Genomic DNA, 13784 nt, shown 5'->3' with positions numbered 1-13784 from the left:
AGTCATCGCTAATGCTGCGCTTTTCAATTTAAAGGGAGCACCATATCTGCCGTACCGTCTGCAAACTGGACATCGATCTCAAACCCCAAGTTCTGAGCCAACATCAACATTCCTCTGTTTGTTGGCATGGTCATTCCAGACATTTGCTTTGTGCCTTTAACTTTGCAATAGCTGATTATTTTCTGCATCAGCACTTTGCCTAAACCTTTTCCTTTCAAATCTGAACGAACCAAAATAGCAAACTCAGCGTCACTATTGTCTGGTGTAATCAATGCGCGGGCTACCCCTATGATAGACGGTCCGTCAGTATTAAACGCTACCGCAACAAACGCCATTTCGCGGTCGTAGTCGATTTGAGTAAAGTTTGCCAAAGCCTCATGGTTGAACTCTCCAACTTCAGAAAAGAAACGTTTATAGAGATCTTCTTTCGATACGCTATTAATGAATTGAGCATGCAGCGGCTCATCCTCAGGCAAGATAGGACGAAGCAGGATAGGTTGGCCATCTCGAAGCGTCACCGTTTCGACAAACTCTGCCGGGAAAGGGCGAATCGCTAGCCGTTTTTGGGCGTCTCCTTCGTATTTACACAGTGTGACATCTGCATCAAGGATAGTTAAATCGCTTCCGGATACTAGTACTGGATGAATATCCAGTTTTTGTATTTCTGGTAACTCAACTGCCATTTGGGAGATACGAACCAAGAACTTCGACAACTCAGTAATATCGAGCGCATCTTTGTGTTTCTGCAGGCGAATCTTTCCAGACTTTAGGGCAACAACGACAAGGTAGCGCGCAAGCGTCATGTTCAAAGGAGGAAGTGCAGCGACGGCATCTTGGGCGATATTCCACTCAGAGCCGCCTTGACCAAGCAAGATCACTGGTCCAAAGACTTTATCTACTGCAATACTAATCCGTAGCTCTTCAGCGCTGCCGAGCTTTGCCATCCCTTGTACCAACAGCCCATGTACATTGGCGGAAGGGTAACTGAGCTTTACGGTATCTAAAATGGATAGCGCTGCGTTGGAAACTTCTCGACTGTTTCTTAAATTTAGAGCAACACCGTGAACATCCGATTTATGAGGAATATCTGGAGAACGTAATTTAACCGCAACAGGATATCCAATATTTTCTGCCATATGAACAGCTTCAATGTCGTCAGATGCAATCCACGTAGGCAAAACGTTAAACCCGAACAGCTTAAATAATGGGCTGGTTTGATGCGTATCCAAGGTAACTGTATTTTTATCCAGTAGTCGTTCGTTTACCCACTCTTTTGCTGAACTCACACTTCCAGAATGTAATGGCTCTGCCGTCGTTGGCGTTTCCATTAGTTGTTTCTGGTTTCGTCTGTATTCGACCAAGTGCATGTATGCTACAACCGCACTTTCAGGTGTTCTATAGGTTGGAATGCCTGCTTGAGTAAATGCCAGTCGTGCCTCTCTCGACGTTTGTTCTCCTGACCAGTTGGTCAAGATATTAAAATGCTTATGCCGAGGGTGAGATTTGATGGCATTAATAACGACTTGAGCAGTCTCAAGAGGATCAGAAACAGCAGAAGGACTATGCATAATCAATATCGCATCTGCACAGTCGTTATTCATCAGTGCGTTAATGGTATCAATATAGCGTTTTTGGGTTGCGTCACCAGACAGATCAATTGGATTTCGAGCACGCCAGTTGGATGGAAGTACTGCTTGTAATTGCTCAATGGAAGCGTCATCAAGCGTTGCGAGTTGGCCACCACGTTCAATCAAAGTATCAACGGACATAACAGCAGGGCCGCCGCCATTGGTGATGATCGCTAAACGCTCTCCACGAAGTGGCACAGAATGCGTGAGTGTTTCAACCGCGGCAAAAAGCTCATGCGTATTGCTGACTCGTAACATACCAGTTCTGCGAATAGCAGAATCGTAAATTACGTCAAGTGTATCTCCGTCTTGCTGCTCAAAAGTATTCATCTCTTTAGAGCGGCCCGCTTTTAGCACCAATATACGTCGGTTACGTGAAGCGGCTCGCGCAGCAGACATAAATCGGCGAGCGTCTTGGATATTATCAACATAAAGCAGAATAGCTTCTGTGTTTCCATCCATACTCAAATAGTCGAGCAAATCTGCAAAATCGATATCCTGTCCACGCCCAATTGAAATGAACGAAGAAAAACCAATGTTCTTATCATTTGCCCAGTCTAAAACCGTGGTACAAACCGCCGCGGATTGTGAGATGAAAGCAATTTTTCCGGGTTTAGCTGCGACAGGGGAAAACGTGCAGTTAAAATTGTGCCAAGGAAGAATGATACCTAAGCTGTTTGGGCCTAAAACTCGAATGTTCAATGATGAAATATCTAAAGGCTTAGGGTCATCAGAGATAACAATCGCAAACGGTGTGCCTCTCTCATCTAGCTCTTTAAGTAACTGCTCGTTACGTGAAACGTTCGTACACAAAATTGCAATATCTGGCGTATAGGGCAGGGAAGCTACATCAGGGTAAGCGATCACGCCAGATACGGCTTTATATCGCGGCGTTACTGGCATAATCGCGCCACCAAATCCACTTTGTAGAAGGTTGCGCATCACAACATGTCCTGCTCGCAATGCTTTTTGAGATGCCCCAATAACGGCCACAGAGTTGGGTTTAAAGAGTTTATGTAGTTTATTCATGCTGACTCCTGGCCGTTTGTAAGTCACGTTGGCTTCTCGGTTTCATATCAATCATAAACGAATAATTTACTGATAAAACATCTTCAGACCAGACATTGCAGAAAATGTGTACGATGCTTATGGAGTTTGTGTTATTCATCACATCAAAATCACAGATTATTGTATTTGATGCTTGATAAACGGCCCTGCTATCGGCATGATTTATCGTAATATTTATCCAGAGCATTTGTTACTTCATGAAAAAAATCGCAATCATCGGCTTGTCAGTTCTGCTTTCTGCTTGTGCATCTGAAACTTACATCACGGATGTGACCTCAGAAAGTTACCGAGAGGACTACAAATCAGATCGTATCTCTAAGCCAATTATGGCGTCTGAAAACGCTGTAGTAGAAAAAGACGTACAACCAACTGTTGTGAAAATGACGGCAAAGCCTGAAGAAAAGAAAGTAGTCAAGCTAACGCCAAAAGAGCAGGCGAAGCCAGTTAAGATCGTACCACCAAGTAAAAAGCAAGCTGGCATTCAACGATTCGGCTATACCATTCAAGTCGCAGCTGTGGGTAGCCAAGCTAAAGTCGATCAGTTTGCAAATAAGCTGCCACAGAACGGTCAGCCAATTTGGGAAAACTACAAAGTTGTAAACGGTACTAAGTGGTTCTCAGTTTTATACGGAGACTACGCAACAAGCGCAGAAGCCAAGCAAGCGATTTCGACTTTGCCAGCTCAATTTCAGCAGTTAAGGCCATTTGTTAAAAGCATTGATGCAATCAAAAACTCAGCTTACCCAACGCTTAACAAATTAAATTAACACATCAAATAAGGGAGCGAATAGCTCCCTTATTTATTTGCTCAAATCCTATTCGAACAAAATTCCTCACACTAAAATTACTGTACGTCACACTTCAAAGGTTTATCATAATAAATAGTATCTTTTGTAGGTCACGGAAAGATGGATTCATGATTAAAAATATTCTTTTACTATGCGGCGGTGGCTCTTCTGAGCACGAGATTTCATTATTGTCTGCAAACTTTGTCGAACAACAACTAAATCTTATTGAAGACGTTCACGTTACACGCGTAGAAATAAAAAACGAAGGTTGGATGACCAACCAAGGTGAGTTGGTTTACTTGGATCTCAATACCAAGCAGTTGTGCTCAAGTGAATCTAATCAAACCATTGATTTCATCGTGCCTTGTATACATGGTTTTCCTGGCGAAACAGGCGACATTCAATCTCTGTTTGAAATCGCAGGTATTCCTTATCTTGGCTGCGGGCCAGAAGCGAGTAGCAATAGTTTCAATAAAATCACATCTAAGCTTTGGTACGACGCTATTGGCATACCCAATACGCCATACTTATTCTTAACGCGAAACGATGAAGAAGCTTACGTTCAAGCTCATAAAGCCTTTGAAAAGTGGGGAAAAGTTTTTGTTAAAGCCGCTCGCCAAGGTTCTTCCGTTGGCTGTTACAGTGTCACAGAAAAAGACAAGCTTTCTAATGCAGTAAATGATGCTTTTGGGTTTTCTGACCAAGTGTTGGTTGAGAAAGCAGTAAAACCTCGAGAACTTGAAGTTGCTGCATATGAGATGAATGGCCAACTACATATCACTAAGCCAGGCGAGGTCATCGCGCCTGATGGTGCTTTTTACTCGTACGATGAAAAGTACAGCAGTTCAAGTCACTCGCTCACAGAAGTTGAGGCGAAGAATCTAACTCAAATACAATTAGATTCCATCCAACACGCGTCAGAGACGGTATTTAAACAAATGAATCTTCGTCATTTATCTCGTATCGACTTTTTCCTAACGGAAGATGATGAGATTTACTTAAACGAAGTAAACACATTTCCTGGAATGACTCCGATCTCAATGTTCCCTAAAATGCTTCAAAACAACGGGCACAAATTTCATGAGTTCTTGGAAGATTGTATAAACAGTGCAAAGTGATTAACGTTATCGAGACGCGTTTTATGATACAAGTTGTTTTCTAGAGCAAGGATTATTCAAGCCGTATTTGAATATTGCTCAGTAGCAATTATGATTATATCAACGCATTAAACAGATGACTCAGTGGTATGGCGATTTCAAATTATAGAGGTTTTAACCTGCAGTCAGTCGGATCAGATGGCAGTGTTTGGAAGGTTAAAATCAAGAACCACGTTTTACAGGGCAGTTTGACGGCGGTAAAGAAAAGCATTGATTGGTGGTGTGACACCGCATCGATTATTGATCCCAAAGAGTTTGCTTCACTCGGACAAAGAGTGCAGCAAACTGGTGTTGCAAAATCAGAGGTCTTTAACGGCTATACTATTCAAAACGATACAGGCCAACCTAACTCTTGGTACTGTATGTTTAATGGTAAACTGATTAAGGGCAGTAAAGCCGCTATTCAACGCCATATCGAAGCTTATTTGGTTGCAAAGCAAAAAGCGATGCAAGCTCAACAACAAAAGAAACAATAGAATGACTCTGGTATATTCAACAGAAACCGGTCGAATTAAACCGGAAGAAGAAAAAGTATCTCGCCCTAAAGGCGATGGTGTTGTTCGGATTCAGCGCCAAACGAAAGGCCGTAAAGGTAAAGGCGTATGCATTGTTACAGGTTTAGACTTGGATGATGCACCTTTAAAGTTATTAGCGGCAGAACTCAAAAAAGTCTGTGGCTGTGGTGGCTCTGTAAAAGATGGCAATATCGAGATTCAAGGTGATGCTAGAGACAAGATCAAGGCACATCTTGAAAAGAAAGGCATGACAGTCAAATTAGCCGGTGGCTAATTTAATATTTCCAGTAAACAAAAATGGCGTCTAAAGAAATAGACGCCATTTTTTATAAGTTGCTAATTGAAGAGCAAGCAATCGTAGATTGATAGATCGATATTAGCTATTTTATGGTAAATAACCATTATGTTTAATGCTCACAGTAAGGCCCTTAAATTTAAAATCTGCAGGGGAATAGGAGCATACTCAGACAACATTTAGCGTACGGCGATATAAAATTTAACATAATATACATAATACGAACTTAAGAGTTAGAAGATTAGCATTGGTGAAGTCAGTTTAGTTACACCGTATTTGCCTGTAGCTGCTTTGCAAGCCTCATCAGCTGTCTTGTATGGACCGTGAACTTCGATTTCACCACAGCGACAACTTGATAATAACCAGTCATCAACTTTAACACCGTGTGGCTGATTAAGTTCCTTCATTGTATCTTGGGTTACGTTCAACACTGTACACGTTGGTTCTGCATCTTGCTCATTCAACATGAGTCAACATGGACACGCATTTGCTTAACCCAAACGTGTAAGTACTACATTAGTTTTATAGGAACAAGGAATCTAACAGATGTAAACTCTCTACTTTTCAATCTATACCTAGATCTTTCTTCATATGTTCACTCAACTCGTTAGTGGTTCTTACATTAATCTTATGTTTGCAATGATGGATTCTCAGCTCTTCACCAAATAATTTTACTAGTGATTTGGTATACAAAGTACTAATATTATTTATTATTCTATACAATGTATCTTTCTGATAAACAGATCTTTTCGAATTTTGTATTGCAGTCTTCATATTTTAATATCCTTACACGTTTAACTTTATAATTTAAAAAATCAATTTCAACTTTTATTATTACTTTTTCCGATATGTAATGAGTCATTATCAATGATGCACAATCAACAATTAAATCACCCGAACCCAACTTAGTAATTTCACGAGACAAATTCTTTATTTTTAAATCTTTATTTTCTATATTTAATCCGATTGAGTTAATTTCTTCAGGATATCGGTTTAACTTAATATCCAATATAGTTTTATTAAGATAGTAGTCTGCCATTATTTCATGGCGGCTTTTAAATATCATTGTCCCCCTCCGATGATGCAAGTTATACTTTCCCACCAGTTAAAAGACAACGTGACTCAGAGTTGCAAAAAGGTAACAATCATGGAATTGATGAACAATGAGCTGATCTGCTTTGCAGCCATTTGTAAACACCTCTCTCTTACAGAGGCATCAAAAGAACTTGGAAAGTCTAAAGCTCAAGTCAGCAGGCAGCTAGCAGCATTAGAAAAACAACTTGGCGTAACACTCGTCCACAGAACAACAAGGAAACTCGTTTTAACTGATCATGGCGAAAGCATTAGAGAGCTTGCTATCAAGACGTTAGAGAGTTTGCACGAGTTAAATTACAGAGCTAGCTCGTTGAGTGAATGCATTGATGGAAAGTTTAAAATCACAATGCCCAACTCTATAGCCTCTTCTATTTTTGGTTCTGTTCTTAAAGACTTAAAAGAACGATATCCAAAAGTTGATTTTGAAATATCGTCAAGTAACAATGTAGAAAATTTATTAGAAAGCAATGTAGATTTAGCGATTAGGCTTAATAATGTTATTGATGACACTCTTATTGCACATAAAATTGGTGATTATAGTGATGTTTTGATATCTAGGGTAAGTAATGCCAACAACAAAACACTATTAATCTACAAACATCATTCGAATAAGGAATCAATTAAAAATCAATATACTGATATTATCGAAGTTGATAACACCTCTATTTTAATAAACTTTGTTTCTGAGGGAGTTGGGGTTGGTGTCATTCCAAACTATCTTATTAAAAGTAACTATATAGACAAAAACATCCGAATATCGCAAACTTTTGATATAGAACGTTCCATGTGTATTGCCTACCCTTATCAAAACCCTTTGCCAAGAAAGCTAGCTGAGATATCTACTTTTATTAGGTCTGAGTTATCACAAGTATTGAAGAGTGAGTCATTTTAGGGCGGTTGTTCAGATTTAGAATTTTGCGTTGTCTACTCAACTAGGCCTAACGCTAATCTTTGTAACATATTGTTTCGGCGGTATTTCTTAACACCCCCATCTTTATGCTTGCTATCACAATGTGAGATGCTCTGCCGTCTTGTTATCAAGGTTTTGCGTGGAATAAATCACGTGGGGTAAACGATAGATTGACTTACATTAAAATTTTCATCAAAAGCAACTTTATATAAAATTGATTTCATACCAATCTATGTGTATCTTCTACCCATATCCCCACAATAACCAAGGAGAATGCCATGGATAAGCTACTCGCGTCTGCATTAGAAATTAAGCAGCGAACTATGGTGACTGGCTTTTTTGCTAGAAATGGATTCAAAATCGCTATGACCGATTTTGATGATGTCACTTTTGAGCGAGAAGGCGTGCAAGTTAACGTACATTTTGATCTGCAGTCAAACGCGGAGTCTGCATCTGTTTTATCTCATGAGGCATCAATCATTCCTGGCTAAAAACTTTTATTATCACCGATACACCAAGCCGAACATAAAAGTTCGGCTTTTTAGTGACAAAAAATGATGAGTGCGAACAAGAGTTGTCGATCACTCGTCTAAATAGACGATTAATAAATCAGCTTCAACTTCGTTCACAACCTTTGATATCGATGAAAAAAAGCGACTCAATAAGTAGTGATGATGACCACAGACAACTAAATCTATCCCCTCTTTTTTGACGATTCCCGATAGTTTTATATGAAGATCGCCGATTACTACCATGGTCTCGTTTACTGGGTATAAGCATTTATCAGCGAGCTCTTGCAGCCTTCTTTCCAATTCTTGCTCTTCCTTCGCTTCCATGACTATGCGATCAACATCTACGTAAACAAATGAGAGTTTGCTGCTTGAGTTATCTGCTTGCATTATTGCTTTTTCGATAACGGCTTGGCTAGATTTAGATAAGTCGACAGCAACCAAAACGTGCTTGTAACCCATCATTCCTCCCTTGGTTAGTTTTTGTTCTCATATTAAGTCTAGTCCACATAGAGCGAACACAACATCAAAACTACTGCTACATGATAGTTAAAGGAGTTTAGTGTAAAACAGGCAAATAGTTTTCATTGCAACCTTGTTGCTTCCTCTCATCCAAAGATCAACGATGTTTTTCCAATTTCTTCTCTAATTATCGGACTATTTAACAGGAAGTATGCTAAGAAACATTACGTTGTAACGCGAGTCACTGCTCTTTATTTCTACTACTCCTGAGGTTTCATATTACCCACTTCAACGTCGCCTAGTTTAGTAAAACTACTTTAGGTCAAGCGTTTTCAATATGTAACGCTCCGCTCAAATCCAGGAGACGTATTTCGGCTAAAAAAGCAGCTAAATAAGATGAACTTCCGATTCATCTATTACATATGTCTGCGAGTGCTTACTGTTCTTATATCGCTTATTTAATAACTCTAGTTTAATTACCGCTATAAGTTACGGTGTATCTTTTTTATTTTTTCAGCATAATCCTCTGCCTGAGAACGAAGTCCTTTCGCGCTTTGTAATTAAATTACAAGATCAATCAAGACCAATATAGTTGACAGATTAAAAGTCCGAGGTAAATAATTGATAATATGGAGTTTAATTTATGAGTTCATTAAGAAATGCCTAATTGCCTGTGCTGCGCAAACTAAGGTTAACACAATTGGGTAAAATTTTACTAACTCGCTATTTAGTCTTAAAGGCAATTGAACAAGATTAAAATCATATAGGTATAGTAAATTTGAGTTACAGCGTAACCAGGGTGGTGTTTGGGAATGTAAAGGAATAGAAAATAGAAAGGCAAAAAAAAACAGGGCGTATGCCCTGTCCATGAATTGATTAGTTTTGTTGCTGTTGTTTTTCTGCGTACTCAGATCGAATCCGTTCGGCAACAATTTTGATAGCTTCTGCAGTACTTGTGCCCTTCGCCATCAATTCTTGAATTCTCTCTACAGCTTGTTGTTGCTCTTGGTGAGATAGAGGGGGTAAATCGTCAAACATAAAAAGCTCCTCATTTTGAGGAGCTGACTATAACGATTCAATCAATAGGTAGCAAGGAAATTAATGGATGCCCCCATAGCGTTCTCGTTTGTGTACTGAGCTGCAATATCCAATTCGAACAACTTAAGTGGAGACAACCCGATACCAGCAGTAATGGTTCCTTCGTCATTATTTCGAGCTAAGTTCTTCATATACCCTGCTCGTAATGCCATTTGACGCAAAATATCAAATTCAATACCAGCTCGAATCATTTGCGTATTATCATCAAAGGATGAAAAACGTTTTTCTTCGTTAAGATCGTAGTCAACACTCATCGTAAAGTAATCGGCAACAATCCCTGCCCCAACGGTGTATACAGGACGCATGCTATATTCGTATGATTTTATCGTATCACTGCCATATTGAAATGATTTTGTTTTAACGTCTCTTCCGATCAAATTTTTTGCTGAAATACCGAGACGATATGGGCCAAAGAACCAAAGTGCGCCTGCGTCTAAGTTAAACATCGTTTCCGCGGTCTCATTTTCACGTAAGTCTTTAGTATCAAAATTCTGAAAACTCGTGGCGTATGAGTACGTGTATATACGCTGAAGTTTAGGAGTAACACCAAAAGAAAGGTGTTGGTTCATGAAATTAGTGTATTTAGCAAGTGAAATACCAGCTTCAGCCACGCCAATAGAAACACCTTGTACATAGCTATCATCTAATGGATTAGTACCTGAGGTATCAACATTTGGTTGTACGAATGATTCAGTGTATAGCTTACCGTATGCAGTTGCAGATAAGAATTTGTTGGGGATACCAATGGCAACGACACCACCAAGATCAAAGTCTGTCTTTTTCCCATCGATAGCATCCATCGATTTTTTGATTTCATCGACGTCTGTTAATTTGCTGATGCGTTCGATCTCATCAACTAGATCATATTGATCATCGTAGCTGCCACCAAAACTTGGCACGATCATGCCTGCATCGTCATTTCGACGATAAATCGCAGTAAGAGCGGGGTTGAAAAAAGGCGCAGTTAGATAAGTTGCTGATACGGTACCAACGCCACCCATTGCATCACTACGAGCCTCTATCGCATAAGTAGCAGCAGAAGCAGCATTAGCGAAAAGAATAGTAGCAACAGAAGTGGCAAGAATTTTATATTTGTTTTTCATACTACACTTGTGATTTTAGTTCGTCCTGAACCTTTATCGGCACAAGTAGTATTTCTTTAACTATTCTTCCTGGGAAAGATCATAGGTTCGGCTAATAGTTTGAGCCTGCTCAACAATTATATCGCCCTGCCAACGGCGACTATTGATACTTACCGCCAATACGTATCTATCGTTTGGGACACCCGCTAGCTCCAATGAATTTGGATAGTTAGACTCATAAGTCTTTTTCCACATTTGCTCGTACTGGCCATCAATGTAGTCATACAAACCAACTTCAAGTTGCGGTAATGGACAATGGGGATTACGAAGTGCGCTCTTTTCTACTTTCCAATTCTCTTTAGATGTCCAACGAACATATTGAGAAGAGTTTGAATCTCCAAGTATTACCCAAGTTCGATACTCTTGTTTATCAGTAGAAACAACGGTTAAGTGATATAAACCAGCTTCAAGTTTACCTGTTAAGTTATAGCGTTTCGAGTAACTACGCTCGTTGGCAAGTTCTGTCCCGTTCGGCTGTTGTTCATAGCTGAATGAACTGTCCGCGGATATAGAATCATCCACCCATCGATTAAATGAAATATTTTCGATGTCAGTTGTAGCTCTTAGCTTGATCACCAATCTAAATGTATCTCGCCCAGGGCTTTGAATAGTCTGACGAATAACGTTCACACCACTTATCCAATCAGGCAGCGTTACACCAGTGAGAGCCTTGCCACAGTTTTTAGATAGTGACTGACCAAGAAGATCATTAAGGTGAGGAGTCAAATCTTTACTTGGTTCCGTTTGCCAGAGTTCAACAAGAGAGTTGAACATACCCGCAAGATCATCTTCAAGTAAGTGTTGATGTGCCTGTGTTAAAGGCGTGTTAGTTTGAAACCAGTCCATCGCATGGACTGGTTTCACTAACGCTAATGAGACAACTACAGGGAGTAGTATTTTCATTACGACTTATGCTTTCATCTTGTAGCCAACACCACGAAGTGTTTCAATTTCCAGTCCTGGCAGTTTTTGACGAAGCTGTAATACATGTGTATCAACCGTACGTGTTGTCGGGAAGTGATTGTAACCCCAAACGTGGTCAAGTAGCTCATCACGAGTAAACACGCGACCTAAGTTTGACGCCAAAAATAGCAGCAAATCAAACTCTGTTCGAGTAAGCGTAATTAGCTCGTCTTTATAAGTCACTTCACGAGTCGAGCGGTCAATCTCTAAGTCTTTTGTAATCACTTTATCAGCGTTGCTTTGTTCTGCTGAATCCGGTGCTCGTAGCTGTGCACGGATTCTCGCAAAAAGCTCCGCTTCAGCAAAAGGCTTTGTTAAGTAGTCGTTCGCGCCGGAATCAAGGCCTGCAACTTTATCTTTTACGGTAACAAGTGCCGTTAACAAGATAACTGGTACGTCTTTAATCTGTTTCCATTCTGGGAGACATTGTACAGAGTCACCATCTGGGAGTTGGCGATCGAGAATTACCAAGTCAGCCTTTTTCCATTGTGGCTCTACGTCTGCAATACGCTCCACATGTAAACACTCATATCCTGCTTGTTCCAGGCTTACTAACAGGCCGTCAGCCAAGTTTTTATCGTCCTCAACGAGAAGCAGTGTCTGTTTCACAAGGTATCTCCAATATAAAAGTTGTAGGTGGTCCCATTAAGGACATTTTTCCGCCCATGCGGCCTACCATAGATTCAACGATTGTTAATCCAAGTCCTAACCCGCTCTTACTTACGAACGGTTTCTTCAAATTTGCCCAATCTTTAGCCGTTAGGCCTCCTGCATCTCGGACTTGGAATACTATTTTTTCTTCACTAGTTGAGACATCCAATTCAACCGGTGCGACACCGTACTTAAGCGCATTACGAAGCAAGTTATCGATACAAGTTCCTAACCAGTACACATTAACTTTAGCAGCCACATCTTCATTGATGTTAAAAAGCACGGCACTATCAAATTCTTCTTCGATCTTAAATTCTAACCAATCTGCAACGGATGGTACCCAGTCTGTTGCAAGCATTTGGTTATCAGATTGCAAATAATCTTTACTCGCTTCTGCCAATTGACGCAGGCGGCGCGTATCTTCACACAATCTGCGGAATTCGTCATACACACTTTCAGGCAAATGCTCGAACTCTCGACGAAAGCCCTCAACCGTTAGTGATAGAGATGCAATCGGTGTTCTGAGCTCATGCGTTAAAATTTGCAACACGAGCATTCTACTACGTAGTTCTTCTCGCTTGCTATTCCAACGGTATACCGCCCAACCAATCACCAAAAGAATATTGGCGATTACCAGTATGATCATACTGATCCGCAAAACTTGCGAGTGATCTTCTACATCCCAACAAATATTGCCTCGTTTAACAAAGCAACTTTTGCTTTGAGAGGCTAGAGCGTATGACAGACCCGCATTCGCTACGTTCTCTTGCCAGATATCTTTCTCGAAAACAAAGTAACGGTCACCACGTCTTAGCCAAAGTTCATTACCTTCAATAAACATGCTCGCGCCTGCAATCAAAGCATTAATGGCGTCGTCATCCATGTTTTTCAAGCTTTCTAGCAACTCATCCCCTTCCTCGTTATCACGCTCTTTTATATGCATGTACTGAGATAGTTTGGGTTTGAGTTCTGGATACTTATCCACATAACGCGCCGCGTACGTCCCACCACCAGGGTGAATGAGACCACTACGCGAGAACCAACGAGGTGTCAGCTGCGTCCCTTTACAAATCGCTCTTGTAAATACTAAAGGCTCAGTAATTAAAGGACTTAATGGTAATTTGCCACGACAAGTATTCGCCAAGCTGTAAAGCTGTTGGATATCTTTTAACGGATAGTCAGACGTTTGCGGCAGAAGCGAATCTGGCGCAAGTAACTTGGTAGGATAATTTGATTGCAGAATACGAATATCGTACGACTTAAGAGCTACTTCATAGTTAAATAGCTCTGTAAACGTATCTATTCTTTCTGGTAGTGAATCGGAAAATGCAGGTGCCGAAAAAAGCGGCAATACAGTTGCAAAACCGAGCAAAAACTTTTTAATCAAACTGTTACCGTCACTTGTTACATTAGCCAAAACTATACATCAATCTACAAGCAATTGACATCAGCTAACAGAAGGATTTGCATTACTATAACATTGAAACGGAACAAAAAAGGGCC

General features: G+C 40.3%; 15 protein-coding genes. 6 read left to right on the top strand and 9 right to left on the bottom strand.

The genetic code is table 11. From position 1 onward, the window contains the following. Positions 1-23: 23 nt before the first annotated feature. Positions 24-2657, bottom strand: a complete 2634-nt coding sequence (locus R7P64_RS04720) for a bifunctional acetate--CoA ligase family protein/GNAT family N-acetyltransferase (RefSeq protein ID WP_213874162.1) — start codon at positions 2655-2657, stop codon at positions 24-26. Positions 2658-2893: 236 nt separating this feature from the next. Between R7P64_RS04720 and R7P64_RS04715 the strand changes: the two genes are divergently transcribed. From R7P64_RS04715 to yciH, 4 genes are all read left to right on the top strand, one after another. After that, entirely contained in the window at positions 2894-3463 is a 570-nt protein-coding gene (locus R7P64_RS04715; RefSeq protein ID WP_005390018.1) for an SPOR domain-containing protein, read from the top strand. Between the two features lie 149 nt (positions 3464-3612). Continuing rightward, positions 3613-4602, top strand: coding sequence for a D-alanine--D-alanine ligase (locus tag R7P64_RS04710; RefSeq protein ID WP_222712624.1), 990 nt, complete (start codon positions 3613-3615; stop codon positions 4600-4602). 128 nt (positions 4603-4730) lie between these two features. Beyond that, entirely contained in the window at positions 4731-5117 is a 387-nt protein-coding gene (locus R7P64_RS04705; protein ID WP_005376294.1) for a DUF3319 domain-containing protein, read from the top strand. 1 nt (position 5118) lies between these two features. Beyond that, positions 5119-5430 (top strand): stress response translation initiation inhibitor YciH, encoded by a 312-nt coding sequence (gene yciH, locus R7P64_RS04700; RefSeq protein ID WP_005376292.1) that lies wholly within the window; start codon positions 5119-5121, stop codon positions 5428-5430. Positions 5431-5684: 254 nt separating this feature from the next. Here the strand turns inward: yciH and R7P64_RS04695 are convergent, their stop codons facing one another. Beyond that, positions 5685-5918, bottom strand: coding sequence for a hypothetical protein (locus tag R7P64_RS04695; RefSeq protein ID WP_213972758.1), 234 nt, complete (start codon positions 5916-5918; stop codon positions 5685-5687). Between the two features lie 248 nt (positions 5919-6166). After that, positions 6167-6517: a hypothetical protein gene (locus tag R7P64_RS04690; protein WP_213972759.1), complete on the bottom strand. Its 351-nt coding sequence runs from the start codon at positions 6515-6517 to the stop codon at positions 6167-6169. Between the two features lie 81 nt (positions 6518-6598). On the opposite strand from R7P64_RS04690, the gene R7P64_RS04685 reads away from it, so the two are divergent. Together R7P64_RS04685 and R7P64_RS04680 are read left to right on the top strand one after the other, a co-directional pair. Then, positions 6599-7438 (top strand): LysR family transcriptional regulator, encoded by an 840-nt coding sequence (locus R7P64_RS04685; protein WP_213972760.1) that lies wholly within the window; start codon positions 6599-6601, stop codon positions 7436-7438. Between the two features lie 296 nt (positions 7439-7734). Continuing rightward, positions 7735-7947 (top strand): hypothetical protein, encoded by a 213-nt coding sequence (locus tag R7P64_RS04680; RefSeq protein WP_005376260.1) that lies wholly within the window; start codon positions 7735-7737, stop codon positions 7945-7947. A 90-nt stretch (positions 7948-8037) separates the two neighbouring features. Here the strand turns inward: R7P64_RS04680 and R7P64_RS04675 are convergent, their stop codons facing one another. The 6 genes from R7P64_RS04675 to vxrA all read right to left on the bottom strand — a co-directional run bounded on the left by R7P64_RS04675 (position 8038) and on the right by vxrA (position 13668). Then, positions 8038-8427 carry a universal stress protein gene (locus tag R7P64_RS04675; protein WP_213972761.1) on the bottom strand — a complete coding sequence of 130 codons (390 nt, stop codon included), beginning with the start codon at positions 8425-8427 and terminating at the stop codon, positions 8038-8040. Between the two features lie 876 nt (positions 8428-9303). Beyond that, entirely contained in the window at positions 9304-9465 is a 162-nt protein-coding gene (locus tag R7P64_RS04670) for a YoaH family protein (RefSeq protein WP_005376257.1), read from the bottom strand. Positions 9466-9506: 41 nt separating this feature from the next. Continuing rightward, entirely contained in the window at positions 9507-10628 is a 1122-nt protein-coding gene (locus R7P64_RS04665) for a conjugal transfer protein TraF (RefSeq protein ID WP_182038275.1), read from the bottom strand. Positions 10629-10688: 60 nt separating this feature from the next. Then, a complete protein-coding gene (locus R7P64_RS04660) occupies positions 10689-11570 on the bottom strand; it encodes a DUF2861 family protein (protein WP_005388048.1) in 882 nt (293 codons plus the stop codon). 6 nt (positions 11571-11576) lie between these two features. Further along, entirely contained in the window at positions 11577-12239 is a 663-nt protein-coding gene (gene vxrB, locus R7P64_RS04655; RefSeq protein ID WP_005376251.1) for a response regulator transcription factor VxrB, read from the bottom strand. Continuing rightward, on the bottom strand, positions 12214-13668 hold the full coding sequence (vxrA, locus tag R7P64_RS04650; RefSeq protein ID WP_025767766.1) for a sensor histidine kinase VxrA: 1455 nt from the start codon (positions 13666-13668) through the stop codon (positions 12214-12216). Before vxrA ends, vxrB begins: the two co-directional genes overlap by 26 nt. Positions 13669-13784: the final 116 nt, after the last annotated feature.

The sequence above is a fragment of the Vibrio sp. 2304 genome, assembly GCF_033339475.1.
Classification (GTDB): Bacteria; Pseudomonadota; Gammaproteobacteria; order Enterobacterales; family Vibrionaceae; genus Vibrio; species Vibrio alginolyticus.
The sequence above is the reverse complement of the archived record's forward strand: the minus strand, read 5'-3'. Positions and strand labels throughout refer to the sequence as shown.